General features: G+C 73.0%; 26 protein-coding genes. 8 read left to right on the top strand and 18 right to left on the bottom strand.

Going from position 1 to position 26,494, the window contains the following annotated elements:
* Positions 1–154: 154 nt before the first annotated feature.
* Entirely contained in the window at positions 155–1,216 is a 1,062-nt protein-coding gene (locus tag QSK10_RS24340) for a serine hydrolase (RefSeq protein ID WP_285665265.1), read from the bottom strand.
* 285 nt (positions 1,217–1,501) lie between these two features.
* Positions 1,502–2,830 carry a C1 family peptidase gene (locus QSK10_RS24335; protein ID WP_285665264.1) on the bottom strand — a complete coding sequence of 443 codons (1,329 nt, stop codon included), beginning with the start codon at positions 2,828–2,830 and terminating at the stop codon, positions 1,502–1,504.
* 184 nt (positions 2,831–3,014) lie between these two features.
* On the opposite strand from QSK10_RS24335, the gene QSK10_RS24330 reads away from it, so the two are divergent.
* On the top strand, positions 3,015–3,452 hold the full coding sequence (locus QSK10_RS24330; RefSeq protein WP_285665263.1) for a GNAT family N-acetyltransferase: 438 nt from the start codon (positions 3,015–3,017) through the stop codon (positions 3,450–3,452).
* Here the strand turns inward: QSK10_RS24330 and QSK10_RS24325 are convergent.
* The 5 genes from QSK10_RS24325 to QSK10_RS24305 form a co-directional block, all read right to left on the bottom strand.
* Complete coding sequence (locus QSK10_RS24325; RefSeq protein WP_285665262.1) at positions 3,449–4,219, bottom strand: hypothetical protein; 771 nt, start codon at positions 4,217–4,219, stop codon at positions 3,449–3,451. The two genes, QSK10_RS24330 and QSK10_RS24325, sit on opposite strands and share 4 nt — an antisense overlap.
* Positions 4,216–4,800, bottom strand: a complete 585-nt coding sequence (locus tag QSK10_RS24320; RefSeq protein ID WP_285665261.1) for a GNAT family N-acetyltransferase — start codon at positions 4,798–4,800, stop codon at positions 4,216–4,218. The genes QSK10_RS24325 and QSK10_RS24320 overlap by 4 nt, the downstream gene beginning before the upstream one ends.
* A 549-nt stretch (positions 4,801–5,349) precedes the next feature.
* The gene (locus tag QSK10_RS24315; protein ID WP_285665260.1) at positions 5,350–7,425 is read right to left on the bottom strand and encodes a 3-hydroxyacyl-CoA dehydrogenase NAD-binding domain-containing protein; all 2,076 of its coding nucleotides are present in this window, start codon (positions 7,423–7,425) and stop codon (positions 5,350–5,352) included.
* Positions 7,426–7,430: 5 nt separating this feature from the next.
* The gene (locus QSK10_RS24310; protein ID WP_285665259.1) at positions 7,431–8,618 is read right to left on the bottom strand and encodes a thiolase family protein; all 1,188 of its coding nucleotides are present in this window, start codon (positions 8,616–8,618) and stop codon (positions 7,431–7,433) included.
* Between the two features lie 83 nt (positions 8,619–8,701).
* Complete coding sequence (locus QSK10_RS24305; RefSeq protein WP_285665258.1) at positions 8,702–9,940, bottom strand: HRDC domain-containing protein; 1,239 nt, start codon at positions 9,938–9,940, stop codon at positions 8,702–8,704.
* A gap of 296 nt (positions 9,941–10,236) precedes the next feature.
* On the opposite strand from QSK10_RS24305, the gene QSK10_RS24300 reads away from it, so the two are divergent.
* Entirely contained in the window at positions 10,237–10,848 is a 612-nt protein-coding gene (locus tag QSK10_RS24300; protein WP_285665257.1) for a hypothetical protein, read from the top strand.
* A gap of 48 nt (positions 10,849–10,896) precedes the next feature.
* On the opposite strand, the gene QSK10_RS24295 is transcribed toward QSK10_RS24300, so the two are convergent.
* The gene (locus QSK10_RS24295) at positions 10,897–11,451 is read right to left on the bottom strand and encodes a DUF3000 domain-containing protein (RefSeq protein ID WP_285665256.1); all 555 of its coding nucleotides are present in this window, start codon (positions 11,449–11,451) and stop codon (positions 10,897–10,899) included.
* 120 nt (positions 11,452–11,571) lie between these two features.
* Here QSK10_RS24295 and hemE point away from each other — a divergent pair, with 120 nt between their 5' ends.
* The 4 genes from hemE (at position 11,572) to QSK10_RS24275 (ending at position 17,397) form a co-directional block, all read left to right on the top strand.
* Positions 11,572–12,621 (top strand): uroporphyrinogen decarboxylase, encoded by a 1,050-nt coding sequence (hemE, locus tag QSK10_RS24290; protein WP_285665255.1) that lies wholly within the window; start codon positions 11,572–11,574, stop codon positions 12,619–12,621.
* Positions 12,618–13,985: a protoporphyrinogen oxidase gene (gene hemG / locus QSK10_RS24285; protein WP_285665254.1), complete on the top strand. Its 1,368-nt coding sequence runs from the start codon at positions 12,618–12,620 to the stop codon at positions 13,983–13,985. The genes hemE and hemG overlap by 4 nt, the downstream gene beginning before the upstream one ends.
* Before the next feature lie 43 nt (positions 13,986–14,028).
* Entirely contained in the window at positions 14,029–14,736 is a 708-nt protein-coding gene (hemQ, locus tag QSK10_RS24280; protein ID WP_285665253.1) for a hydrogen peroxide-dependent heme synthase, read from the top strand.
* Between the two features lie 120 nt (positions 14,737–14,856).
* Positions 14,857–17,397: an AfsR/SARP family transcriptional regulator gene (locus QSK10_RS24275; protein WP_285665252.1), complete on the top strand. Its 2,541-nt coding sequence runs from the start codon at positions 14,857–14,859 to the stop codon at positions 17,395–17,397.
* Here QSK10_RS24275 and QSK10_RS24270 read toward each other — a convergent pair.
* From QSK10_RS24270 to QSK10_RS24235, 8 genes are all read right to left on the bottom strand, one after another.
* Positions 17,394–17,798, bottom strand: coding sequence for a RidA family protein (locus QSK10_RS24270; protein ID WP_285665251.1), 405 nt, complete (start codon positions 17,796–17,798; stop codon positions 17,394–17,396). The genes QSK10_RS24275 and QSK10_RS24270 overlap by 4 nt on opposite strands.
* A gap of 72 nt (positions 17,799–17,870) precedes the next feature.
* Positions 17,871–18,299 (bottom strand): CARDB domain-containing protein, encoded by a 429-nt coding sequence (locus QSK10_RS24265; protein WP_285665250.1) that lies wholly within the window; start codon positions 18,297–18,299, stop codon positions 17,871–17,873.
* A 150-nt stretch (positions 18,300–18,449) separates the two neighbouring features.
* Positions 18,450–19,976: an alkaline phosphatase D family protein gene (locus QSK10_RS24260; RefSeq protein WP_285665249.1), complete on the bottom strand. Its 1,527-nt coding sequence runs from the start codon at positions 19,974–19,976 to the stop codon at positions 18,450–18,452.
* A gap of 150 nt (positions 19,977–20,126) precedes the next feature.
* A complete protein-coding gene (locus QSK10_RS24255; RefSeq protein WP_285665248.1) occupies positions 20,127–20,987 on the bottom strand; it encodes a sterol desaturase family protein in 861 nt (286 codons plus the stop codon).
* A 52-nt stretch (positions 20,988–21,039) separates the two neighbouring features.
* Positions 21,040–21,738, bottom strand: coding sequence for an AraC family transcriptional regulator (locus QSK10_RS24250; protein WP_285665247.1), 699 nt, complete (start codon positions 21,736–21,738; stop codon positions 21,040–21,042).
* A gap of 39 nt (positions 21,739–21,777) precedes the next feature.
* Positions 21,778–22,638 (bottom strand): aminoglycoside phosphotransferase family protein, encoded by an 861-nt coding sequence (locus QSK10_RS24245; protein WP_285665246.1) that lies wholly within the window; start codon positions 22,636–22,638, stop codon positions 21,778–21,780.
* Positions 22,639–22,726: 88 nt separating this feature from the next.
* Positions 22,727–22,933, bottom strand: a complete 207-nt coding sequence (locus QSK10_RS24240; protein WP_285665245.1) for a hypothetical protein — start codon at positions 22,931–22,933, stop codon at positions 22,727–22,729.
* Positions 22,930–23,460, bottom strand: coding sequence for a carboxymuconolactone decarboxylase family protein (locus QSK10_RS24235; RefSeq protein WP_285665244.1), 531 nt, complete (start codon positions 23,458–23,460; stop codon positions 22,930–22,932). The genes QSK10_RS24240 and QSK10_RS24235 overlap by 4 nt, the downstream gene beginning before the upstream one ends.
* A 91-nt stretch (positions 23,461–23,551) precedes the next feature.
* Between QSK10_RS24235 and QSK10_RS24230 the strand changes: the two genes are divergently transcribed.
* Positions 23,552–24,088 (top strand): TetR/AcrR family transcriptional regulator, encoded by a 537-nt coding sequence (locus tag QSK10_RS24230; protein ID WP_285665243.1) that lies wholly within the window; start codon positions 23,552–23,554, stop codon positions 24,086–24,088.
* Here QSK10_RS24230 and QSK10_RS24225 read toward each other — a convergent pair.
* Positions 24,085–24,474, bottom strand: coding sequence for a VOC family protein (locus QSK10_RS24225; RefSeq protein WP_285665242.1), 390 nt, complete (start codon positions 24,472–24,474; stop codon positions 24,085–24,087). The genes QSK10_RS24230 and QSK10_RS24225 overlap by 4 nt on opposite strands.
* Before the next feature lie 189 nt (positions 24,475–24,663).
* Positions 24,664–25,566 (bottom strand): LysR family transcriptional regulator, encoded by a 903-nt coding sequence (locus tag QSK10_RS24220; protein ID WP_285665241.1) that lies wholly within the window; start codon positions 25,564–25,566, stop codon positions 24,664–24,666.
* An 82-nt stretch (positions 25,567–25,648) separates the two neighbouring features.
* Between QSK10_RS24220 and QSK10_RS24215 the strand changes: the two genes are divergently transcribed.
* The gene (locus QSK10_RS24215; RefSeq protein ID WP_285665240.1) at positions 25,649–26,476 is read left to right on the top strand and encodes an NAD(P)-dependent oxidoreductase; all 828 of its coding nucleotides are present in this window, start codon (positions 25,649–25,651) and stop codon (positions 26,474–26,476) included.
* The last annotated feature ends 18 nt before the right edge of the window (positions 26,477–26,494 follow it).

The raw sequence follows: 26,494 nt of genomic DNA, 5'->3' as shown, positions 1-26,494 counted from the left end.
TCCTCCTCCCTAGGACGCCGATTATGCGCGCCCCGGGCGCGGGACGGCGGGAGGCGTACCGGGAGCGGCCGCTCGCCGCGGGCGCTCCCGGCGGCGCGCGCCGGTGCCCGGCGGGCTCACGTGCGGCAACGCCCCGCGAGCCCGGCCGGACGGGTCAGCCCCCGTTGGTGGGGTTGTAGCCGGGGGTGGCGGCCGCGATGCGCGGGGCCGGGCCGGACAGGCGGCTGACGATGTTGAAGAAGCGGCTGCCCATCTTGGCGCGGGCGCCGACGAGGGGGTGGTTGGGGCCGAAGTCGCCGGTGTCGCTGCCCGGGAGGGTCGCGAACATCGAGTAGGTCATGATCGGCGCGCCGGTGGCGTCGAAGATGATCCCGGCCTCGTTGCGGACCTCCTCGTCCCAGCCGGCCTTGGTGGCGATCTGCATCCGCTGCGGGGTGGACAGGTTCAGGCGGATGCCGTCGGTGAAGGCGATGGGAGAGCGGATCAGGTTGAAGATCAGCTGCGTCGAGGCCGGGGACAGCAGGGTGCCCTTGACCAGGCCCTGGAGGAGCTGGTGCATCTCGCGCGGGGTGGTCCAGCCCATGAACATGCGGTTCGGGTTGGAGCCGGGCTCGACCTGGGTCTTCACGAAGCCCTTGTCGCGCAGGATCTGGTTGATGTCGGCGGTGGGGGCCATCAGGCCGCAGAGGCGGACCGAGGTGTCGCACGAGATCGTCAGCAGGTTCGCCAGCGCGTGACCGACGGTGACGTGGCTGGGGTAGGCGCCGTCGAGGCGGAACATGCCGTCGCCGCCGGCGATGATGATCGCCTGGGACACCTCGATGGTGTCGGTCAGCTTGATGATCCCGCGGTCGACGCGGTCGAGCACGGCCACGGCGATGGCGAGCTTGTTGACGCTCAGGGCGTCGACGACCTGGTCGGCGTGCTCGTCGACGGCGGTGCCGAGGTTGCCGTTGGCGTCGGCGACGGTGATGTACGACGACCAAGTGCCCCCCGCGGCCCACTTGTAACGGTCGTAGATCCGGCCGGTCTTGTTGCGCGCCTGGGCGGCGGTCAGCGCGGGCGAGTAGTCCTCGGCCGCTTCGGCGGCCTCGGCGGCCTCGATGGCGTCGCTTCCGGCGAAGGCGGCCTCGGCGGCACCGGCCGACAGGAACGCGCCGGCGGCGACGGACGCGCCGAGGCCGATCGCGTTGCGGCGGTTGAACTTGAGCGACACGTGGTCTCCCTTTCCTTGGGCGGCGCCGGGCCGGCGCCCGACATGATCAAGACGCGCAAGGCCCGCTCCGCAGTTGAGTCCGCGAACCTCTTTGTGTCCCAGATCACTTACCCGCCAAGGCAACCCGTGATCTCCCCGAGACATTGCGTCTACATGGGACAACGCGTCGCGGTGAGGTGGCGCGAGGTGCCGGGCGAACGCGAACCGTCCCGCCCCGAACCCGCTCGAACGGGCCCCGGACGGGACGGTGGAACCTCCGGCCGCGCCGGCCTCAGTGCGTCGCGGCTACCGCGCGAGCGAACCCATCGGGTCCCACGCCGGCAGCACGATCGGCTCGGTGCCCAGACCCGCGAGCAGCTCGGCGGGCAGCGCCGAGCGGCGCGCCGAGATCTCGAAGACGAACTCCCGGAACCACGCGCTGGTCATCGTGTAGTAGCCGCTCTGGGCCTTCTCGTCGCCCCAGCTGTTCTCCACGCGCCAGCGGACCGCCTCGCCGTCGCGCACGTCGACGCCGGTGAACAGCATCGCGTGGGTCATGGCGGTCTCCTGGTAGTGGAGGCGCTGGGTCTTGTCGAGGGTGAACTCGGTGTCGTAGAGGGACTCGTAGTCGTAGAGCTTGGTGTCCCAGATGCCCTCTTCGGCCGACATGTGCGGGCCGACGTCGCAACCGAACCACACCGGCTCGCCGCCGACGATGGCGTCCTTGGCGACCTCGGCGATGACGTCGATGTCGACGTTCAGGTACACGATGCCGGGGGCGTCGACGATGTTGCCGAGCCGGTCCACGGTGTAGGTGCGGCCGTACTCGTGGCGGGGGTCGTGGACGAGGCACACGTACTCGTCCAGCGGCAGGGTGGCGTACTTGGCGGCGAACTCCTGCGGGGTCATCTCGCCGTCGCGGTGGAACTCCTTGTCGGAGTCGATCCACTGCCAGTCGAAGCTGGCCGGCGGGGTGCCCAGGTGCACGCACAGGACGCGGTGGACGACGGCGAGGATCTCCTCCTTCGTCTCCCGCAGCTCGGCGGTGCTCGCACCGGCCTGGTGGCGCTCGCGCAGGCGCAGCGCGCCCTGGCGCAGCACCTTGCGCAGGATGGAGTTCATCTCCCGGGTCGCCGACGAGCTGTGCGTCTCCGGCATCACCGACTTGGGCACCAGGCCGTGCTTCTGCACCAGCGCCACGAACATGTTCCACTGGCCGCCGTCCTCGGCGGCCGCGTGCAGCACCTGGTACAGCGTGCGGTCGGTGAGCTCGCGGTCGGCGAGGTCGATGACGTTCTCCAGCAGGAAGTTGGCCCGCTCGATCTTGTCCCAGAACATGATGTGGTTCTGGCTGAACTCGAAGTCCTTGACCTTCATGGCCTTCATCGCGCCCGGGCGCAGGAGGTTCAGGCCCGCGAACAGCCAACAGCGGCCACTCTGCTTCTGGTTGGTGACCTTCCAGTCGTCGAGGTGGTGGGACATCGTGTGGTCGATGGCCTTGGCCTTGACGTTGTCCAGGACAACGTTGGCCAGGGACGTCTTCGCCAGGGCGTTCTGGGCGACCTTGTAGGCCCGGCTGGCGGAGAAGTCCTTGTTGAGCGCGTCGAGTTGCGAGGGGGTGAGCGCTGCGTCCATAGGGGTGAGACTCCTTGCGGATCGCGGGTGAACGGCTTGAAGCGGCACGGTTTCCGCCGACCCTAGCGCTTGGGCCCGCACCCCGGCGATCCCGAGATCATCTCGTGACGTCACGGTGACCTGCCCGTATACGAAGAGTTTCACTGACTTGACGGTAGCCACTCCGTTTAGGTCTCATGTCGCCATGACCTCGATCGAGACCGGGACCTTCACCGCCCTGGACACCGCGACGCTCTACGCGATCCTGCGCCTGCGGATCGACGTGTTCGTCGTCGAGCAGGAGTGCGCCTACCCCGACCTCGACGGCCGCGACACCGAACCGGGCACCCTCCACGTGTGGGCGCGCGACGCGTCCGGCGAGGTCGCGGCCTACCTCCGCGTCCTCGACGACGGCCCCGGCGCACCCCGCCGCATCGGCCGCGTCTGCACCGCGAAACAGGCGCGCGGCACCGGCCTGGGCGACCTGCTGATGCGCGCGGCGGTCGACGCCGTCGGCGACGCGCCGTCCCTCCTGCACGCCCAAACCTACGCCGCCGGGTTCTACGAGCGCTTCGGCTACACCGTCAGCGGCCCCGAGTTCATGGACGACGGCATCCCCCACGTGCCCATGACGCGGGGCTAGACCAGGCCCGCGTAGAGCGGGAACAAGCGCGTGCCGTCCAGCGCGCGCCAGCGCCGCGCGAACTCCGCCCGCGCCACCGCGCCCGCCCACGGACGCGGCAGCAGCTCCGGCGGCAGCAGCGGGTCCGGCTCCATCGCCGCCGAAAACGCCGCCGCCAGCTCCACCGCGGCGGCCGGGTCCGCGCCGGGACGGCACTCACCGACGCGTTCGTAGCGCCCGGCGATCTCATCGAGCGGCCACAGCGTCCCGGCGAGCGCGAGCGGGTCGCCGGTCCCGGCGATGCTCAGGTCGCCGGTGGTGAGCGCGGTGAGCGCGCCGACGCCCAGCCGCGCGGCCTCGTCCCGCACGATGCCGGTGATCGGGTTGGGGCTGACGTAGAGGCCACCCTGGACGGGAGCCGCGCCCAGCCGCAGCAGCGCCTCGCGGAAGCCGTCCCGGGCGGCGCGCTCGCGCTCGGGGACGGCGAAGCCGAAGACCCGCCACCGGCCGTCCCAGGGTTCGAGCCCGGCGTCCTGCCGGAACGCGTGCCGCACGTAGGCGGCGTCGGCCCACGGTGAGTCGGCGCGTCCCGGCACGGCCCGCAGGACGGCGGAGCGTCCCCGGCCCTCGTGCGTGAAGCGGCCCTCGGCGACCAGGCGCTTGACGCAGAGCCGCACCTGCTGATCGGACATGCCCAGCTCACCGGCGACGGCGTACAGCTCACCGGCGTCCACGACGCCGTCGGCGCCGACCAGGGCCAGCACGAGGAGGCGGGTGGAGACGGTCACGCGGCCCCCACCCGCCGGTGCATGGTGGTGACGGCGGCGAAACCCATCAGCCACCGCAGGTACGGCGTGCGGGTGGTGCGCGTGGCGGCGAAGCCGCGCCGCTCGTAGAGCGCGCGGGCGCGCGGGTTGACGTCGATGACGTCGAGCCGCACCCGGTCGTGGCCCGACTCGGCGGCGATCGCGGCGACCTCGTCGAGCAGGAGCGTCCCGATGCCCGTGCCGCGCGCCGCGGGGGCGACGGCGATGCCGTCCATGACGAGCTCGCCCTTCTTCGCGTTGCGCAGGAGGAGAAGGAGGAGCGGGAGCCGGACCAGGCCGCGCGCGAGCCCGTAGGTGGCCAGGACGTCGCGGGCGCCGCCGCCGACGAGGGCGCGACCGGCGAGCTGGTAGCCGGCGACGCCGAGGACGCGGTCTCGATCGAGGGCGACGACGGCGCGGTCCGGGTCGAGGTGCTCGGCGATGAAGCGGCGGCCGAGGTGCGGGGGGCCGAGGGCGGGGCCGAGCTTGCGGGCGAAGGCGGACCAGTAGAGGTCGGCGACCTGGGGGATGGTGCCGGGGGGGACGCCGCGGTGGATTTGCATGGGGGGCTCCTATCGTCTGTCGTACGATCGTATCTCGTACGGTCGTATCGAGAGCGATAGGTTTGCGGCTGCGGGGGCGTGGGGCGGCGAGCCGATACCGACGGTGGCCCGTCGGCGCATCGACGCGCGGGGGCCGTGTTGGATGCACCGGTGGGTGGGTCCTGTGGTGGTCCGTCGCGTTTCAGGCTGTCGGTGCGAGAGCGCAGGCGCTTCGCCCTGCACCAGACCAGGGCCTTGCCCTGGACCCACCAGGGAACTCCGTCCCCTGGACCCCGGAAATCAAAACACTTCTCCCGAGCCGGAGGCGGGCTCAGTTCCTCGGCACACGGTGATTCGTGGCCAACCGGGTTGGTTGCGCCGCCGCACGCGCGCGTCTTTCTCAGACACGCGATCAAGACACTTCTCCCCGCGTGGGTGGTCACCCTCGTGCCTTTGGCCTGCGGCTGCTCTCTCCTCGCTCCTGTCTACGCGAAAGGCGCGGCGGCCTCAGCCGCCGCGCCCTCACGTCGCTCTGTTCCTCTTAATCTGTTCGTCCCACTCACCTGCCGGTCAGTGGAACTTCTTCCCCGTCACCTTCTCCGCCACGCCCGTGCGGTCCAGGTACGGGGTGATTCCGCCGAGGTGGAAGGGCCAGCCGGCGCCGAGGATCATGCACAGGTCGAGGTCCTCGGGGGCGGCGACGACGCCTTCGTCCAGCATGCGGCGGGCCTCGTCGGCGACGGCGGCGACCGCGCGTTCGCGGACCTCGTCGCCGGTGGAGGGGGTGCCGGAGGTCTCGATGAAGGCGGCGACCTCGGGGTCGACGTAGGGGCGGCCCTTGTCGTCCCAGGCGTAGACGCCCATCTTGCCGGCGGCCACGATCTTGTCGAGGTTGGTGCTGACGCCGAAGCGGTCCGGGAAGGCCTCGTGGAGGGTCGCCGCGACGTGGCGGGCCACGGCGGGGCCGACGAGCTGGAGCAGGATGAACGGGCTCATCGGGAGGCCCAGGGGCTCCACCGACTTGTCCGCCACGACCGGGTCGGTGCCCTCGTCGACGGCGCGCAGGATCTCGCCCATGAAGCGGGTCAGCAGGCGGTTCACCACGAACGCGGGCGCGTCCTTGACGAGGACGCCGGACTTCTTCAGGTCCTTGCACACCGCGAAGGCGGTGGCGAGGGTGGCGTCGTCGGTGGCCTCGCCGCGCACGATCTCCAGCAGCGGCAGGATCGCCACCGGGTTGAAGAAGTGCAGGCCGACCACGCGCTCGGGGTGCTTCAGGTCGGCGGCCATCGCGGTCACCGACAGGGACGAGGTGTTGGTCGCCAGCACGCACTCGGGCGTGATGATCTCCTCCAGCTCGGCGAAGACCGTCTTCTTCACCGAGAGCTCCTCGAAGACCGCCTCGATGACCAGGTCGGCGTCGGCGAAGACCGACTTGTCCACCGAACCCGACACCAGCGCCTTGAGCTTGGACGCCTTGTCCGGCGACACGCGGCCCTTGCCCAGGAGCTTGTCGATCTCGGCGTGGACGTAGCCGACCCCGCGCGCCACGCGCTCCTCGTCGAGGTCGGTCAGCACGACCGGGACCTCCAGGCGGCGCAGGAACAGCAGGGCGAGCTGGGACGCCATGAGCCCGGCGCCGACCACACCGACCTTGCCGATCTTGCGGGCCAGGGACTTGTCGGGCGCGCCCGCCGGCCGCTTCGCGCGGCGCTGCACCAGGTCGAAGGCGTACAGGCCCGCCTTCAGCTCCGGCGACAGGATCAGGTCGGCGAGGACCTCGTCCTCGGCGGCGGTGCCCTCGGCGAAGTCGACGTCCTTGGCCAGCGCCATCAGCTCCAGCGCCTTGTACGGGCCGGGGGCCGCGCCGTGCAGCTTCATGTCGGCGACGAACTTGCCGCGCGCGAGCGCCGCGTCCCACGCCTCGCCCTTGTCGGCCTCGGGACGCTCGACGGTGACGTCACCGTTGACCACCTTCGCCGCCCAGGCCAGCGACTCCTCGATGAAGTCGGCCGGCTCCAGGAACACGTCGGCCATGCCGAGCCCGAAGGCCTCGGCCGCCCGCAGCATCTTGTTCTGGTTCAGCGGGTTCTCGATGATGACCTTGACGGCCTTGTCCATGCCGATCAGGTGCGGCAGGAGCATCGTGCCGCCCCACGTGGGGGCCAGGCCCAGGAAGGTCTCCGGGAGCGCGATGACGGCCGCGCCGGACGACAGGGTCCGGTAGTGGCAGTGCAGCGCGAGCTCCACGCCGCCGCCGAGGGTCGCGCCGTTGATGAACGCGAAGGTCGGGACGGCGGAGTCCTTGAGGCGCTTGAAGATGCGGTGCCCTTCGCGGCCGATGGCCAGGGCGTCGGCGCGGTCGCGGATCAGCGGCATGCCGGTGATGTCGGCGCCCGCCAGGAAGATGAAGGGCTTGCCGGTGACGGCGATGAGCGCGGGGTTCCGCGAGAACGCCTCATCGAGGGCCGCGTCGAGGGACGCCAGCCCGGCCGGGCCGAAGGAGTTCGGCTTCTTGTGGTCGTGCCCGTTGTCCAGGGTGATCAGCGCGGCCTCACCGGCCAGGCCGGGGACGCGCACGAAGCGCACGAGGCTGTTGGTGACGACCTCGTTGGGGAAGGCCGCCAGGCCAGTCTTCTCCGACACGTCGGTTACTTCCCTTCCCAAGCCGGGTTTTCCCAGATGACCGTGCCGCCCATGCCGATGCCGATGCACATCGCGGTGAGGCCGTAGCGGACCTCGGGGTGGGCTTCGAAGTGGCGGGACAGCTGCGTCATCAGCCGGACGCCGGAGGCGGCCAGCGGGTGGCCCATGGCGATCGCGCCACCGGCGGGGTTGACGCGCGGGTCCTCGTCGCCGATGCCGAAGTGGTCCAGGAAGGCCAGGACCTGCACGGCGAAGGCCTCGTTGAGTTCGAACAGGCCGATGTCGGAGATCGACAGCCCGGCCTTGGCCAGGGCCTTCTCCGTGGAGGGGATCGGGCCGACGCCCATGACCTCCGGCTCCACGCCGGTGAAGGCGTAGGAGACCAGGCGCATCCCGACGGGCAGGCCCAGCTCGCGGGCGGTGTCCTCGGCGGCGATGATGCTCGCCGTGGCGCCGTCGTTGAGACCGGCGGAGTTGCCCGCGGTCACCCGGCCGTGCGGACGGAACGGCGTCTTGAGGGTCGCCAGGCCCTCCACGGTGGTGCCGGGGCGCGGGGGCTCGTCGGCGCTCGCCAGGCCCCAGCCGAGCTCGGCGGAGCGGGTGGCGATGGTGACGAAGTCCTTCTCCAGGTCGCGGGCGGCCGCGGCGTACTTGCGCTGGCTGTTGACCGCGAACGCGTCGGCGCGCTGCTTGGTGATGTGCGGGAAGCGGTCGTGCAGGTTCTCCGCGGTGGCGCCCATGACGAGCGCGGACGGGTCGACCAGCTTCTCGGCGATGATGCGCGGGTTGGGGTCGACGCCCTCGCCCATCGGGTGGCGGCCCATGTGCTCGACGCCACCGGCGATGGCCACGTCGATGGCGCCCATGGCGATGGACCCGGCGACGGTGGTCACCGCGGTCATCGCCCCGGCGCACATGCGGTCGATGGAGTAACCGGGGACGGTCTTGGGCAGCCCCGACAGCAGCGCCGCCGTCCGCCCCAGGGTCAGTCCCTGATCGCCGATCTGGGTGGTGGCGGCGATGGCGACCTCCTCCACCCGCTCGGGCGGCAGCTGCGGGTTGCGGCGCAGCAGCTCGCGGATCGCGCGGATGACGAGGTCGTCGGCCCGCGTCTCGGCGTACATGCCGCCGGCCTTGCCGAACGGTGTTCGCACGCCGTCGACGAAGACGACCTCTCGGACGGTACGGCTCACAGGTGCCTCCCTGAGGGCTCGGCTTTGAGACTCAGAGAAGATGCTACTCGCCAGTAACCCGGTCGGGTAGGCCAGCCTGTATGTCAGCCCGACATGGCCTCCGCCAGGCGGTCGGCCAGCAGTGTCATCTGCCACTCCCGGGCGCCGTGCTCGGCGAGCGCGGTCCGCATGGACGCCCCGTCGAGCTCGGCGGGCGGCGTCCAGCACAGGGCGCGGACGACGGCCGGGGAGATGAGGTTCTCGGTGGGCAGGTTGTGGGCCTCGGCGACCTCGGTGACCGCGGCGCGGGCGCGTGCCAGGCGGGCCGCCGCGACGGGGTCACGTTCGGACCAGCGGTGCGCGGGCGGCGGGCCGTCGTGGGCCGGGCTGGTGCGGGGCAGCTCGGCGTCGGGCAGTTCGCGGGCCTTGGCCAGGGCGCGCAGCCAGAGGCGGGCGTGGCTGCGCCCGAAGCGGCCGCGGAAGCCGGGGATGCCGGTCAGGTCGCGTTCGGTCTTCGGGTCGGCCTGGGCGGCGGCGACGATGGCGGCGTCCACGATGACCTTGGAGGGGGCCAGGTCGCGGCGGGAGGCCAGCTCGTCGCGGGCCTGCCACATGGAGCGCACGCGCGCCAGGGCGCGGGCGCCGCGCACCTTGTGTATGCCGGAGGTGCGCCGCCACGGGTCGTTGCGGACGATGGTGAAGTCGGCGGTGGTGAGCGCGGCGAACTCCTGGGCGGCCCAGTCGCTCTTGCCCTGCGCGTCGAGTTCGGCGGCGAGGGCGTCCTTGAGGTCGATGAGGAGCTCGACGTCGAGGGCGGCGTAGGTGAGCCAGGAGTCGGGGAGCGGCCGGGTGCTCCAGTCGGCGGCCGAGTGGTGCTTCTCCAGGGTGTAGCCCAGGAGGCGCTCGGTGATGGCGGCGAGCCCGACCCGTTCGAAGCCGGCCAGGCGCGCGCCCAGTTCGGTGTCGAAGAGGGTGGTGGGGCGCAGCGCGAGTTCGGCGAGGCAGGGCAGGTCCTGGCTGGCCGCGTGGAGGATCCATTCGACGCCGTCGAGGGCGGCGCCGAGGGTGCGCAGGTCGGCGAAGGGCAGGGGGTCGATGAGGATCGTCCCGGCGCCCTCCCGCCGCAGCTGGATCAGGTATGCGCGGGCACTGTACCGGTAGCCGGAGGCGCGTTCGGCGTCGATGGCGACGGGGCCGGAGCCCGCCGCGACCGCCTCGACGGCGCGGGCCAGCGCCGGGGCGGTGTCGATCGTGTCGGGCACACCCTCCCGCGGCTCGGTCAGGAGCACCGGGTCGGCTACGGCCGCGGCGGTGTCTCCCGTGGTCGGGGGTTGGTCGGTCACGCTGCAAACTTACGGGTGATCGAGGGCGCGCGGGGCCTCAACCCCGGAGCGTGATCAGGGCTTGCCCCGTTCGAGTCGTAATCGAGACGGAAGGCCCCTCGCGTTCCGGCCGGGAGGACAGCCGCTCCTGTCCACTCGGGCAGTGTCGTTCCGACGCGTGTGCGGGCGTCGACCGGGCCTTGACATGGGCGTCTACAGTGTCCTCGACTTTCGGTGTGCGTGCCCCACTGACCCTTCAAAGTGCGCGCCCGCCGGTTCTTTCCCCGCAGACAGCCCACTCACGCGAGGAGCCCGCCATGTCGACCACCCCCGGCTGGGGCCAGTACGACCCGCAGCAGCCGCCGCAGCAACCGCAACCTCCGCAGTACCCGACCGCCCAGATGCCGCAGGTCCCGCCGCAGGCGGCGACGCCGCCGGTGTCCGGGCCGCCCGCGTGGAGCGGTTCGCAGCCGGTCACCGGCGTCCCGATGTACGGCGAGGTCCCGCCGCCCCAGCAGCCGCCCGCGAAGAAGAACCCGCTGGTGATCATCCTGGGTTCGGCCGGCGGCTTCTTCTTCGTCGCCGCCGTGGTCCTGCTGATCCTGCTGCTGACCACCAACGGCAAGCTCGGCGACACCCGCAAGGCCCTGAGCGACTCCCAGAGCACCGTCTCGACCCGCGACGCCACGATCGCCGACCTCCAGTCGCAGGTGGAGGGTCTGCAGTCCGACATCCAGGACCTGAACGGGCAGCTGGAGGACACCGGCGCCGACCTGACCTACCAGAAAGAGGCGAAGAAGGAGATCGGCGAGTGCCTCACCGAGGTCGAGAAACTGCTGGTCGCCGCCGCCAATAACGACAACGAGGGCTTCAAGAAGGCCGTGGAGTCGGCGAAGGTCCAGTGCGACGAGGCCGATAAGTACCGCTAGCGATGGCCGACGGCCCATCGCTCCGCGGGGACGCGGTGGGCCGGGGAGCTACCCGATGAGCGCGACGCCCGGCGGCGGCAGGCCCGCCATGGTGGCCAGCAGCTCGCACCAGGCCGACAGGTGCGCGGTCAGGTCCTCGCCGCCCGGGGTCCAGGACGCGCGCATCTCCACCTCCGCGACCGCCTCCCGCTCGGCGAGGTCGCCGAAGCTCGTCGAGGACGTCTGGGTGACCGTGCCGCCCGCCGCGCGGTAGTCGGCGCCGGCGGCGTCCAGCGCGTCGGTCAGCCACGACCACGCCACCGTCGGCAGCAGCGGGTCGGCGGCGACCTCGGGATCGAGGTCGGCGCACACGTAGGTGACCAGCCGCAGCGTGCCGTCCCACGCGTCGTGCCCGGCGGGTTCGTGCAGGAGGATCAGCCGTCCCGTGGCGGCCTCGGGGTCGCCGCGCCCGGCCACGGTCGCCGTCAGCGCGAACGCGAAGGGCGCCAGCTTCGTCGGCGCGGGCATCTCCTGGAGGGTGATCTCGGCGCGCGGGCGCAGCGCGCGCAGTCCGGTCACCGCGCGCGCGAACGACTCAGGAGGGGACGCGGTCGACGGCGTCATAGAGCTGACCTTAGGGCCTGCGCCGCCGCGGAAGCGCATCCGGCGCGCCGGGCGTGGCCCGGGTCCCGCCGGACCGCCCCGCCGAGCCGTCCGCCGGGCCGCGTGGAATCATCCGAATCGATGACGACGCACACACCGGCTGCGAGCCGCACCGCCGATTCCCCGTTCGTCCGGGCCTGCCGCGGCCTGCCGGTTCCGCACACTCCAGTGTGGTTCATGCGCCAGGCCGGCCGCTCGCTCCCCGAGTACCGGAAGCTGCGCGAGGGGATTCCCATGCTGGAGTCCTGCCGCCGCCCCGACCTGATCACCGAGATCACCCTCCAGCCCGTGCGCCGCCACGGCGTGGACGCCGCGATCTTCTTCTCCGACATCATGGTCCCGATCGCCGCCATCGGCGTGGACGTCGACATCGTGCCCGGCACCGGGCCGGTCGTCGCCGAGCCGGTGCGCGAGGAGGCCGACCTGGCCCGCCTGCGCGACCTGACCCCCGCGGACGTCCCGTACGTCACCGAGGCCGTCGGGATGCTCACCGAGGAGCTCGGCACGACCCCGCTCATCGGTTTCGCCGGCGCGCCCTTCACCGTCGCCAGCTACCTCGTCGAGGGCGGGCCCTCGCGGTCCTACACCAGGACGAAGGCCCTCATGCACGGCCGCCCCGACGTGTGGAACGCCCTGTGCGAGCGCCTGTCGGCGATCACCCTGTCGTTCCTGAAGGTCCAGATCGAGGCCGGCGCCTCGGCGATCCAGCTCTTCGACTCCTGGGCCGGGGCCCTCTCGGTGCGCGACTACCGCCGCTTCGTGGCCCCCCACTCCGCGCGGGTCCTCGCCGGGCTCGCCGGGTACGACATCCCGAAGATCCACTTCGGTGTCGGCACCGGGCACCTCCTGGAGGCCATCGGCGAGGTCGGCGCCGACGTCGTCGGCGTCGACTGGCGCACGCCCCTCGACGAGGCCGTCGGGCGCGTCGGCGACCGCTCCGTCCAGGGCAACCTCGACCCCGCGATCCTGTTCGCGCCGGAGAGCGTGCTGGCCGAAGAGGTCGCGCGCATCCTCGGCGAGGGCAAGGCCGCGCGCGGGCACGTGTTCAACCTCGGCCACGGCGTCATGCCCGACACCGACCCCGACATGCTCACCCGCACCGCCGCGCTCGTCCACGAGCTCTCGTCGTGACCAGAGTCCTGGTCGTCGGGGGCGGCATCACCGGACTCGCCGCCGCGCTGCGCCTGCGCGAGCTCGGCGGGCCGGACCTCGACATCGTCCTCGCCGACCGGGACACCCGCCTGGGCGGCAAGCTCCGCACCGGCCAGATCGCCGGGGTACCGGTCGAGCTGGGCGCCGAGTCCTTCCTCGTCCGCCGCCCCGAGGCCGCGCGCCTGGCCGCGAAGGTCGGGCTGGGCGAGGCGATCGTCCACCCCGCGCCGGTAGCGGCCGCGCTCGCCGTGGACGGCGAGCTGCGGCCCGTCCCCAAGGGCACCCTCCTGGGCGTGCCCGCCGACGTGGAGGCCGTGGCCGCCACCGGTGTCCTCTCCCCCGCCGGTGAGGCCCGCATGCGCGACGAGCGTCCCGTGCACCTCGACGCCCCCGACGCCTCGGTCGGCGAACTGGTCCGCGCCGCCTTCGGCGACGAGGTCGCCGACCGGCTCGTCGACCCCCTCCTCGGCGGCGTCTACGCCGGTCGCGCCGACGGGCTCTCGGTCCGCGCGACCGCCCCGGCGCTCGCCGAGGCCGCGCGCGCCCACGACCGGCTCTCCGAGGCCGTGCGCGCCACCGTGCGCCCCGGCGCGGCGGCCGGGCCGGTGTTCGGCGCGGTCTCCGGCGGCATGACCATGCTGGTGGAGGCCACCGCCCTCGCCGCGGGCGCCGACCTGCGCCTGGGCCTGCCGGTGCGCGAACTGGCCCGCACCGCGACGGGCTGGCGCGCGACGCTCGGCCCGGTGCCCGCTCCGGAGTACCTGGACGCCGACGCCGTCCTCATCGCCGTCCCCGCCAAGCCCGCCTCGCGGCTGCTGGCCGGGGTGTCGCCGGAGGCCTCGGCCGCCGTCGGCGTCCTGGAGTACGCCTCGATGGCCCTGGTCACGATGGCCTTCGACCCGCCGGTGGACCTGCCGGAGCTGTCCGGCTTCCTCGTCCCGGCCACCGAGGGGCGCGCGGTCAAGGCCGCCACGTTCTTCTCACTGAAGTGGCCGCACCGCATGGACCCCCTGACGATCCTGCGCTGCTCGATGGGCCGCGCCGGGCAGGAGGCGGAGATCCAGCGAAGCGACGCCGAACTGATCGCCACCGCCCGCGCCGAACTGGCCGAGCTGACCGGCGTGGACCTGCCCGAGCCCGTGGACGCCCACGTCACCCGCTGGGGCGGCGGCCTGCCGCAGTACGCCCCCGGGCACGACGACCGCGTCGCCACCGCGCGCGCGGCCCTGGCGTCCCAGCCGACCCTCGCGCTGGCCGGGGCGGCCTTCGACGGCGTCGGCATCCCCGCGTGCGTGGCCTCCGGCGAGCGCGCGGCGGAGGCCCTGTTCGCCGCCCTGCGCTGACCCCCACGGATCTTCTACAGCCTGTCGATAGGAGAATCGGGCCATGGCCGAGTCGAACAACCCGAACGCCGCGCGCATCCGCGAGCTGAACGACACGATCCGCTACACCATGTGGTCGGTGTTCAAGGCGTCCAACCCGCTGCCCGGCATGCGCGAGGACCTCGCCGAGGGCGCCGACGCGCTGTTCAAGCAGCTGGCGGAGAAGGACGTGACCGTCCGCGGCACCTACGAGCTGTCGGGGCTGCGCGCCGACGCCGACCTGATGATCTGGTGGCACGCGCCGACCTCCGACCTGCTCCAGGAGGCGTACGCGACCTTCCGGCGCACCGCGCTGGCCCGCCACCTGGAACCGGTGTGGTCGGTGATGGCGCTGCACCGCCCGGCCGAATTCAACAAGAGCCACATCCCGGCCTTCCTGGCCGACGAGGAAGCGCGCGGCTACATCTGCGTGTACCCGTTCGTGCGTTCCTACGACTGGTACCTGCTGCCCGACGAGGAGCGGCGGGCGATGCTGGCCGAGCACGGCCGTCAGGCGCGGGACTACCCCGACGTGCGCGCCAACACCGTGGCCTCGTTCGCGCTGAACGACTACGAGTGGATCCTGGCCTTCGAGGCCGATGAGCTGCACCGGATCGTGGACCTCATGCGCGAGCTGCGGGCGTCGCGGGCGCGGATGCACGTCCGCGAGGAGGTGCCCTTCTACACCGGGCGCCGCCGCACGATGGCGGAGATCGTGGACGCGCTGCCCTAGGGCCCGTCCTGTGCGTGCGCGGCGCGCGGCCGGTGGCCGCGCGCCGCTTCCGGTCCGGTCCCCGGGAACCGGGCAGGGCCCCGCGGGCACCGGACCGGCCCGTCGGGAAAGCTAGGCCGGGTGTCCCGTGATCCGTCCTCGAACCGGCCTCGGCTCTCCTTCGCCGTCCTGGGTCCCCTCGACGTGCGCGCCGGGGACGCCCCGCTGCGGCTGAGCGGGCCGCGCCAGGAGCGCGTGCTGGCGCTGCTGCTGGCGCACGCGGGATCCACCGTGGGCGTGTCGTCCATCGTGGACGCCGTGTGGCCCGACGACCCGCCGGCCACCGCGCGGCGTCAGGTCCAGGACCTGGCCGCCGGGCTGCGCCGGGTCTTCCGCGAGGCCGCCGGTGAGGACCTGATCGCCACCTCCCGCGCCGGGTACCGCCTGGATCCGGGCCGCCACGGCCTGGACCTCGCGCGCTTCGAGGAGCTGCTGGCCGGCGGGCGCCGCCGCGAGGCCCTCGGGCTGTGGCGCGGTGAGCCCTTCGCCGGGCTCGGCCCGGGTTTCGCGCACCTGGCGGGCGCGCTGGAGGAACGGCGGCTGGCCGCGTGGGAGGAGTGCCTGACGCGCGAGGCCGGTGACCGGGACGCCGACGTCGTCCCCGAACTGCGCGCCTTCGCCCTGGCCCACCCGCTGCGCGAGCCGGTCACCGCCGCGCTGATCACCGCGCTGCACCATCGGGGCCGCCGCGCCGAGGCCCTCGACGCCTTCGAGGAGCTGCGCGCCCGGCTCGCTGGCGAGTTCGGCGTCGACCCCGGGCCGCTGGTCCGCGAGGCGCACCTGGCCGTCCTGCGCGAGGAGGGCGAGGTGCCCGCGCAGCTGCCCGCCGCCCCGCGCGGCTTCGTCGGGCGCGCCGCCGAACTGTCCGCCCTGGACGGCCTGCTGGACGCCGGTGAGCCGCGGGTCGCGGCCATCTCGGGCACCGGCGGCATCGGCAAGAGCGCGCTGGCGCTGCACTGGGCGCACCGGGCCGCCCACCACTTCCCCGACGGCGTCCTGCACGCCGACCTGCGCGGCTTCGGTCCCGACGCGCCCGCCGAGCCCGCCGACGTGCTCGCCGGATTCCTCTCCGCCCTCGGCGTGCGCTCCCTGCCGGACGGGCTCGACACGCGCGCCGCGCTGTACCGCACGCGCCTTGCGGGCCGCCGCGTCCTGGTGGTCCTGGACAACGCGCGCGACGCCGCCCAGGTCCGCCCGCTGCTGCCGGGCTCGCCCGGCGCGCTGGCCGTGGTCACCGGCCGCGAGGCCCTACGCGACCTGCTCGTCGCGGGCGCGCACGCGCTGCCGCTGGAGCCGCTGACGCCCGGGGAGTCGGCGCGGCTGCTCACCGAGCGGCTCGGGGAACGCGCCGCCGGGGCCGTGGACGCCGTGGCCGCCCGCTGCGGCGGCCTGCCGCTGGCGCTGGCGCTGGTCGCCGCGCGGGCCGCGCTGCGTCCCCGCGTCGCGCTCACCGACCTGCTCGGCGAGATCGGCGAGACCCTCACCGAGGACCTCGCCGCGGTGTTCTCGTGGTCGCTGCGGGAGGTCGACGACGCGTCCGCGCGCCTGTTCGCGCTGCTCGGGCGGCATCCCGGCGCCGAGTTCGGCACCGCGCAGGCCGCCAGCCTCGCCGGGCTGCCCGACGTCCGGCCACTGCTGCGCCGCCTGGCCGGGGCCGGGCTGCTCACCGAACGCGGGCAGGGCCGGTACGCGATGCACGACCTCCTGCGCGACTACGCGCTGACGCTGCCCGGCGAGCCGGAGGCCGAGGAGCGCCTCGCCGACCACTACCTGCGCTCGGCCTGCGCGGCCAACGTCGCGCTGTCACCGGTGTGGCTCGCACCCGAGGCGCCCGCGCTGCCGGGCGTGACCGCGGAGTCCTTCACCGGGCCCGCCGGGCGGGCCTGGCACCTGCGGGAGCGGGCCGTCCTGGTGGCCCTGGCGCGGCGGGACGGGCCGCGCCGGGCCGCGCTGGCGATCGCGGCGACCTTCACCGTCCAGTGGCAGGGCGCCTGGGCCGAACAGCTGGAGATCCTGCGCGCCGCCCGCACCGGCGGCGGCGGCGACGGGCGGCTGCTGGTGGAGATCGCCCGGCGCGAGGCGTTCCTCGGCCGCTTCGAGGACGCCCACGCCACCCTCGACACCGTGGCGGGCGAAGCGCCGGACGTGCGCGCCGAGCGCGCCCGGCTGCACGTCTGGCTCAATGAACGCGGCGGTGCGATCACCGAGTCCCTGCGCACCGCCCACGAGGAGCTGCGCCTGCACCGCGAGAGCGGGCACGCCGCGGCGGTGGTGCGGTCCCTGTCGTCGATCGCCTGGCTGAACGCGCGCCTGGGCGGCTACGCCATGGGCATGGCCTTCGCCACCGCGGCCAGGCGCGAGAGCGCGCGGCTCGGCCTGTCCAGCGCGCTCGCGGTGGCCGAGGCGACCATCGGCTACCTGCACCTGCGGCTGCGCCAGCCGCGGGAGGCCGTGCGGTACCTCGGCCGGGCACTGCCCAGATTCCGCGAGCTGCGGCAGGACGTCGTCCTCGCCGAGTCCCTCGGCCACCTCGCCGACGCCCACGAGCTGTCCGGCGACCACGCGGCGGCCGGCGCGGCCCGCCGCGAGGCGTCCGCGATCCGGGCGCGGCTCGCCGCTTAGGCCCGGTCCTCCGGGACCACCGCCCACGCCTCGATCTCCATCAGCAGCTCCGGCCGGAACAGCGCCACCACCTGCACGGCGGTGCTGGCCGGGATCCGGTCGGCCGGGATGAACTCCTCCCGGGCCACCCGGATCGCGGGGAGATCGGCGACGTCGGTGAGGAAGTAGGTCAGCTTCACCACGTCGTCGAAGGTCGCCCCGGCCTCGGCCAGGCACCGGCGCAGGTTCTCGAAGACCTGCCGCGCCTGCGAGGTGGCGTCGGTGCCGGCCAGCTCGCCCTTCTCGTCATAGGCCACCTGACCGGAGATCGCGATCGTCCGGCCCGTCCCCCACGCCACGTGGCTGTAACCGGTCGGCGGAGCCAGGCCCTCGGGCGTCTGGACGCGTACGACGTGCGACATGAGTCCTCCTCGGTAGAGCGTGCCCGTCGATCATGCGGCATGCGCGTGGCGGGCGGCCAATCCCGGAGGCGCTCAGGGGCGGCGCTTCACGTACACGGTCAGGGTGTGCTCGTTGTCGTGCTCATTGCTCTCGGGCACGGTGTTCTGCGGATCCACCGTGGCGCGCAGGAGGTACGTCTCGACGCGGGGCAGGCCCGGATGCGTCAGCTTGACCCGCACGTAGTTCGCCGGCTGGATGGCGCCGACCGGAGCGGTCGTGGTCCCCACCTTGTTGTACGAGGAGTCCAGGGCCAGGATCACCACCTGCGTCGCGGCACTGGCGGACTTGCCCTCGTTCCAGATCTTCGCCTCCAGCGGGAACGGCTCGCCGACGTAGATCGAGTCGCCGGTGAAGGCGAGCATCTCGATCCACAGATTCGGCGACCGGCGTCCCAGCGCATGTCGCAGCAGCTCACCGATCCGCCGGATCAGCGCCCGAAGCCAGTCCGATATCGCACCCATGGCGATCCCCCCTCACCCCATGCTCGGCGAGCGCGGTCGCGGTGCCTGTCGCGAAGCCGACCCCGGTGCTGCCCGTTCAGGCGGACCGGGGCGGCCCCACGGCTCCGCTTCCGCTGCGGAGTCCCCGTGGGGCCGCCTCCCCCGCGCCGGTCAGGACGCGGGGATCTCCACCTGGAACAGTTCGGTGCCGCCGATCTCGATCAGCCGCACGGTCAGCGCCAGCGTTTCGGCGTCGACGCTCATCTCGCCGAAGAACTGCCCGCCGTCCATGGGGCCGGTTCCGGCGGTCTTCGGGGGCTTGTGGAACCGCACCTCGGGGCCGAAGGTCGGGTCGAACTTGACCGGGCCGTAGGAGCCGGCGTTCATGGGCCCGGCGATGAACTCCCAGAACGGTGTGAACTCCTGGTAGGCGGCCCGGGACGGGTCGTAGTGCTGCGCGGAGGTGTAGTGCACGTCGGCGGTGGCCACCACGAGGTTCTGGATTCCGGCGCGGTGGACGTGGGTGAGCAGTTCGGCGACCTCCAGCTCGCGCCCGAGGGGCTGGCCGGGGTCGCCCTGCGGGACGCCGTCCTGGTTGGGTTTGCCGTCGCTGACGATGCCGCCGATGGGCATGCCGAGCGAGAGGACCTTCCAGGTCGCCGTGGACGCCGTGAGCGCGGCCTTGAGCCAGTCAAGCTGCGCCCGTCCGAACACCCCGGAGGCGAGGTCGGGCTGGTTGTCCTCGTCGTTCTTGTTGCGGAAGGAGCGCATGTCGGTGACGAAGACGTCCACGTGCGGGCCGTAGGAGATCTTGCGGTAGACCCGGCCCTGTCCGTCGGAGGTCAGCGCGCTGGGGGTGTACTCGGCCAGCGCCTTCCACGCGTTGGCCGCCAGCGCGTCGACGTTCTTCTCGGTGTACCGGTCGTCGGTGAGGACCTTGCCCGGGTACCAGTTGTTGATCACCTCGTGGTCGTCCCACTGGTTGATCAGCGGGACCTTGCTGAGGAACTCGCGGAGGTTGGTGTCGGCCAGGTTGTACTTGTACTGGCCGCGGAACTCGTCGAGGGTCTCGGCGACCTTCGACTTCTCCGCGGTGACCACGTTGCGCCAGACGCGGCCGTCGGCGAGGGTGATGCTCTCGGGGATGGGGTTGTCGGCGTAGTAGAAGTCGCCGCTGCACAGGAAGAAGTCGGGGTCGCGGGCGAGCATGTCGCCGAAGATGCGGAAGCCGCCGAACTCGGGGTTGATGCCCCAGCCCTGCCCGGCCAGGTCGGCCGACCACACGAAGCGCACGTCCTGGTCACCGGTGCGCGGCGTGCGCAGCGAGCCGGTGGCCGACAGCGAGCGGCCGCGCTCGTCCTCGGCCCACACCCGGTAGTGGACGGTCTGCCCGGCGCACAGGCCGTTGATCCGCAGCTTGCCGGTGAAGTCGGTGGCGGCGGTCAGCTGCGGGCCCCGGAAGGTGCGCGCGTGGCGGAAGTCGGGCCGCGTGGCGACCTGCGCCCACATCCGCGAGGGCCGGTCGGCGCGGGTCCACAGCACGGCCGCGCCGGAGGAGTCCACGTCACCGGCCTGCACGCCGTGGGTGAGCACGGGACGTTCGGTGTGCAGGGCGGGCCCGGCCGAGGCCGCGCCGCTGCCGATGAGAACGGCACCGGTACCGATGGCGGCTCCGCGGATCAGGTTTCTGCGTCGCAAGGCGAACTCCACTCTCTCCAAGAAGGCGGCACCCTAAGTAGGATTCCGAGATACAAACGCTCTCAGGCAAATGCTCCGATTACCAACGTGACGTTGTTCACTAAGGATGGTGCACAGTGGACGGTCTATTGTGTGCCGCGCCGCGTCCGCTCAGCAGGCGCCGGACCGCCGGAACGGCTCGGCCAGCTGCGCGCCGTAGGCGTCCGGGTAGTCCGGCTTGGCGGCCATCCCCAGGTCGGCGGTGGTGAAGCGGCGCGCGGGGTCATAGGACTTGGTGCGCAGCAGGTGGTCCCAGATCAGCGTGAACAGCCCGAAGTTGACATCGCCGGCCCCGGCCCACTTCAGGTGATGGAACCGGTGCCCCTCGTTCAGCGCGAGGACGTGCTTGAGCGCGCCGACCCGGTAGTCGGCGTTCGAGTGCTGCATGAGCAGCTGGACGGCCACCGCGAAGGCCAGCGCGGAGGCCACCGGCGCGGGCATCCCGAGCAGCACCAGCGGCAGGACGCCGACGGCCATCTCCAGGGCCTGGTGCACCGGGTGCTTCATGAGCCCGTTGAGGCCGTAGAAGCGCTTGACCGAGTGGTGGACGGCGTGGAAGCGCCACAGCGCGCCGATCTTGTGGCTGGCGTAGTGGACGAGGGTGAGCCCGGCGTCGGCGACCAGGATCGCGGCCAGCACCTGGAGCACGTGCGGCCACTCGCGGGGCCAGATCCCGTCGCCGGGGACGGCGGCGGCCAGCAGCGGGATGACGCTCACGCTGACCAGCACGAGGGTCTCGTTGACGAAGGTGTGGGCGGCGTCGCGTCCCCGGTCGGCGTGGCCGTGGTTCCAGTCGGCCTCATAGGGCAGGACGCGCTCGACGGCGAAGGACAGGGCCACCGCGAATGCCAGCAGCGCCGGCAGCCACAGCTTCGAGGCACCGGCGGCGGTGATCGCGACGGCCGCGCCGTTGACGCCGAGCAGCATGAGCGGCGCGTATCCGTAGCGGACCAGGGGTTTCAGGATCGTCATGCGGGCAAGGTTCGCCGCGCCCGCCCGGCGGCGGCTTGAACGGATCGGGCGACTATCGCCAGCCGGTGGCGGCCAGCGCGTCCCCGGCGGTGATCCCGAACATCGAGCGCACGGTCCGCGACAGGTGCGCGGAGTCGGCGAATCCGGCCAGGTGCGCCGAGCGCGTCAGGTTCTCCCCCGCGCGGGCGGCGCCCATGGCCCGCTGGAGGCGGATCCAGCGCCGCCAGACCGGATAGGACAGTCCCATGTGCCCGGCGAACAGGCGGCCGAGACGATCGGGCGAGATCGCCACCGCCGCGGCGAGCGCGGTGAGGGACGGCGGGCCGCCAGGCGCGGCGACGGCGGCGCGCACCGCGGCGTCCAGCACCGGGTTCCAGGCGGAGTGCCGGGCCGGCCGAGGGGCGGGCGTGGTGTGCCCGGCGGCGGTGAGCCAGGTGCGTACGTCGGTGAGCTCGCCGGTGGCGCGCAGTTTCGCGGTGGCGGCGCGCCCGGCGGGCGAGTCGGCCTCGATGTAGGCGGCGAGTCCGGTGGCCCCGGCGTCGGCGTGAACGCGGTGGGCGACACCGGCCGGGATGATCGCCGCGCCGGTGACGGTGCGGGTGGCGCCGTCGGCGCCGGTGAGGCGGACGGTCCCGGCGGTGGGCACGAGGAGCTGGAGGCAGGCGTGCGCGTGGGCGTCGGCGGGGCCGATGCGCCCGGTGAAGGCCAGCAGGCCCGGGTACATGCGCACGTCGCCGGTCCACGCGGTCATCGGGCTCCCTCCGCCGGGGGCCGAGTCTAGAGGCGCCGGTCAGACGAGCGAGTCGGCCAGCGCCTCCGTCAGCACCCGGCGCTGCGTGTCATCGGGCCCGGACATGCCGGCCAGGACGACGAGGGCCTTCCACACGGCCCACGCCCTCGCCCGCCGCCAGGTGTCGTCGTCGAGCCCGGCGCGCTCGCGGAAAACCTTGCGCGCCTCGCCGGTGAAGCGTCCCCAGGCGATCGCGAGGTCGCAGGCGGGGTCCCCGACACCGCTGGTGCCGAAGTCGATGAGCGCGGACAGGCGGCCGTTCTCGGCGAGGAGGTTGCCGTAGGCGATGTCGCCGTGGAACCAGACCGGCGGGGCGGTCCAGACCGTCGTGACGCCCGCCGACCAGACGGCGCGGCAGGCTTCGGCGTCGACGGTGTCGCCGAGGATCTCCAGGGAGCGCTGGACCTGATCGGCGTAGGCGGTGGGGTGGCAGCCCCGGAAGAACGAGTGCTCTCCGGCGGCGGGCCCCTCGGCCGGGACGGCGCGCAGGGCGGTGAGCAGGTCGCCGAGTTGCCCGGCGATCGCCACGTCGTCGGTGTCGGCGCCGAGCAGGTCCGCGCCGGGCAGCCAGCGGCGGACCGCCCACGGGAACGGGTAGTCCGGCCCGGGTACGCCCACGGCCACCGGCTCGGGCACGGCCACCGGGAGGTGGCGGGCGATGTGCGGCAGCCAGGTGTCCTCTTTGGACACCGCGGCGACGTAGCCCTCGTCGGTGGGCAGCCGCACCGACAGCTCCCCGCCGAGGCGGAAGGTCCGGTTGTCGTGCCCTTGGCGGTCGACGGAGGTGACGGGCAGGTGGGCCCACTGCGGGAACTGGGCGGCGACCAGCCGGGCGGCCAGTTCGGTGGTGATCTCGTTCATGGGCTCTCTTCGGCGCGGGTTCCGGGACGCGTCACCCTAACGCCGGACGCCGGGCCGCGCGCGGGATTTTCGGCGCGGCCCGGTGCGGTCAGTCCCGGGAGTCGCAGCGGATGTGCGCCACCGCGGGCGCCGAGACGAGCTGGACGTCCTCGCGTCCCTCCACCCGGATGTTCACGAAGCCGCCCTCGACGGCGAACTCGATGCCGTCGAGGCTCTCGGCGCGCTCGCCGGCGGCGTCCAGCAGCCAGTAGCCGGGGACGAGGGTGATCGCGCCCTTGCGCCACTGGCGGCTCACCGGGCCCCCTCCAGCGCCGGAGCGGCGGGGAAGTCCAGCTCGGGCCGGGCGAGGTGGTTGAAGTAGTTGGACAGCACGTTCAGCGCGACGTGGGCGACGATCTCGGCGAGCTCGGCGTCGGTGACGCCGGCCGCGCGGGCGGCGGTGAGGGTGGCGTCGTCCACGCGGCCCTGGGCGCGCACGGCCTCGCGGGCGACGGCCAGGACGGCGGCGGCGTGGGGGTCGGCGTCGTCGCCGTGGCGGGTGGCGGCCAGTTCGGCCGGGGTCATCTTGAGCAGCTTCTCGCCGCGGTAGGTGTGGGCGGCCACGCAGTAGTCGCAGCCGTTCTCCTGGGCGACGAGGAGGGCGAGCTGCTCGCGCAGGCGCGGGGTGAGGACGCCGTCCTGGAGGTGCTCGCGGAGGGCGAGGTAGCCGGTGAGGGCGGCCGGGCCGTTGGCCATGGCGGCGTAGAGGTTGGGGACGCGGCCGAGCTGGGCCTTGACCTGGTCGAGGACGGGGGCCCCGGTGAGTTGCGGGAGGCGGGACATGCGGTGCTCCAATCAAACGGTACCGATCGGTTCCATTCGCAGACGGTACTGACCGGTTCCGTTTTCGTCAAGATCCGGCTATGCTCACCGCATGGCGACGCGCGCGAGGCAACGACTGCTGGACACCGCCGAGGAGCTCTTCTACGCCGAGGGCGTCCGGGCCGTCGGGCTGGAGCGCATCCTGGCCGAGTCGGGGGCCGGGCGGGCGTCCTTCTACCGGCACTTCGAGGGCAAGAACGACCTGGTCGCCGCCGTCCTGCGCCGCCGCGACGAGGCGTGGCGGGCCTGGCTGGACGAGCGGGTGACCGCCCTGGGCGGCGGGCCCCTGGCGGTGTTCGACGCGCTGGCCGAGCGCTTCGCGCGCGCCGACTTCCGGGGCTGCGCGTTCATCAACACCATGGTGGAGAGCGCCGATCCCGAGAGCGCGGCCCACAAGATCGCCGACGAGCACAAGAAGCGCGTGACCGGCTACGTCGCCGGGCTGCTGAGAAACGACGGCGCCGCCGACCCCGAAGGGACGGCGGCGCGGTTCGTGCTGCTGATGGACGGGGCGATCGTCACCGCCCTGCGCGAACGCACCACCGAGGCGGCGGCGCGGGCGAAGGAGCTGGCGAGCGCGCTGCTCTAGGCCGCGGGCGGAGTCCAGCTCGCGCGCTCGGCCTCGGAGCGCTCGACGCAGAACTCATTGCCCTCGATGTCGCGCATGGTGACCCAGCCGCGCCCGTCGGGCATGCGGTGGTCCTCGTAGACGGTGGCGCCCAGCGTGAGGAGGCGCTCGACCTCTTCGTCGCGGGTGGTGTCGGGCGCGATGTCGAAGTGCAGGCGGTTCTTGGCGGCCTTGCCCTCGGGGACCTGGATGAACAGCAGGTCGGGACCCTCGGGGAGGTGCAGAAGCGCTTCGGGATCGCCGGGGAAGTCGTCATCGGCGAGAGGGTGGCCGAGAACCGCCGCCCAGAAATTGCCGAGGGCGTAGGTGTCAGCGCAGTCGATCGTGATGTGCCGAATGGCGGTCATCTAGGGAGGATTGCCTTTCGCGGAGGTGATACGGGCTAGGCCCGCGCCTCGGCGTGGTGCATTGATGCGTCAGTGAGACTGCACCGGCCGAGGCGCGGACTTGCTCGTCAGAAGCGAGCTGATGATCATTCCGCACCTCCTTTCAACGTAAGGCATCGGGGATGATCCTCACCGATCTCCGCGCTTCTGTCAACCCCCCAGAATCGCCTTCGCCTCGGCGGTGAGGATCGGCAGGAACGCGGTGACGGCCGGAGTGTGCTTGCGCCCGGCCGGGGTGGCGGCGTAGACGCCGCGCACGGGCGCGCCGGGGGCGTCCAGCGCGGCCAGGACGACGTCCGGCCGCACCGAGGACGCGGCCAGCGACGGGACGAGGGTCACGCCCAGCCCGGCGGCCACGCAGCCGAGCTTGGCGGTCCACTCCTGCACCACGAAGTCCACGCGCGGCTCGACGTCGCCGCCGATGACCGAGGCGAACAGGGTGCGCTCGGCCTCGGCGTAACCGGCGATCCAGGTCTCGCCGGTCAGCTCGGCCAGCCCGACGCGCTCGCGCCCGGCGAAGCGGTGCCCGGCGGGCAGCGCGACCAGGATCGGGTCCTCGCCCAGCGGCAGCAGGTCCACCGTGGACAGTTCGGGCGCGCCGGGGTGGTAGGAGCTGATCACCGCCACGTCCACCTCACCGTCCTCCAGGGCCGCCACGTGCGCGGCGGTGAGGCCCTCGATGAGGCAGACGCGGACGTCGGGATGCGCGGCGGTGAAACGGGCCAGCGCGCGCGGCACCAGCGCCGCCGAGGCCGTGGCGAAGACCGCCACCCGCAGCTTCCCGGTGCCCAGGTCGCGCAGCTCGGCCAGCTCGCGCCGGGCGGCGTCCACATGGGAGAGCGCGGCGCGGGCGTGCCGCTCGAAGCGGCGGCCCTCCTCGGTGAGCGCCACCCCGCGCGCCAGCCGGTCGAACAGCAGCGAGCCGACGGCCGACTCCAGCGCCGAGATCTGCCGCGAGACCGCCGACTGGGTGTAGCCCAGCGCGCTCGCGGCGGCGGTGAACGAGCCGCGCCGGGCGACCTCGTCGAAGACCCGCAGCCAGACGGTGTCCATCACGCCTCCCATGCTCGATATGCATGACAAGTATGCGAGACATTCGTTGGTCGAATGGCTCCGGGGGATCTAGGTTCGGCTCATGACCGACGACAAGCCCGCCATCGCCCTGCTCGGACTCGGCCGGATGGGCGGCGCCATGGCCGCCCACCTGCTCGCCGAGGGCTACGCCCTGACCGTCTGGAACCGCACCGCCGCCAAGGCCGAGCCGCTCGCCGCGGCCGGGGCGAAGGTCGCCGAGACGCCCGCCCTCGCCGTCGCCGACGTGGACATCGTGATCACCATGCTCGCCGATCCCGCCGCGCTGGAGGCCGTCGCCGACGAGTTCGTCCCCGCGCTGCCGCCCTCGGCGACGGTGATCGAAATGTCGACCGTGGGACCGGCCGCCCTGACCGCCTTCGCCTCGCGCCTGCCCGACGACGTCCGGCTCATCGACGCCCCCGCGCTGGGCAGCGTGGACAAGGCCTCCACCGGCGGCCTGACCCTCCTGACCGGTGGCGACGCGGAGGTCATCGAGGGCGTGCGGCCCGTCCTGGAGACCCTGGGCACCGTCGTCCCGACCGGCCCCTCGGGCTCGGGCGCGGCGGCGAAACTGGTCCTGATGGGCGGCATCCTCTCCGCGCTCACCGTGGTGGGCGAGACCCTGGTCATCGCCGCATCCCTCGGCCTGCCCGAGGACGTGGCCCGCTCGGTGATCCGCACCGGGCCGCTCGCCGGGATCCTGGCCCGCTCGGAGTCGACCACCTCCGACTTCCCGATCAGCCTGGCCGCCAAGGACCTCCTGCTCGCCCAGGAGGCCGCCGGGCGCGAGCTGCCCGTCCTGGCCGCCGCCGAGGCCCACCTGCGCCGCGTCGAGGCCCTCGGCCACGGGCAGGACGAGCTGGCGCGCGCGGTGGAACTCATGCGCTGAACGCGAATGGTGCCGGTG

Origin of the sequence: Actinorhabdospora filicis, from assembly GCF_030269765.1 — a bacterium.
Taxonomy (GTDB): Bacteria; Actinomycetota; Actinomycetes; order Mycobacteriales; family Micromonosporaceae; genus Actinorhabdospora; species Actinorhabdospora filicis.
The sequence above is the reverse complement of the archived record's forward strand: the minus strand, read 5'-3'. Positions and strand labels throughout refer to the sequence as shown.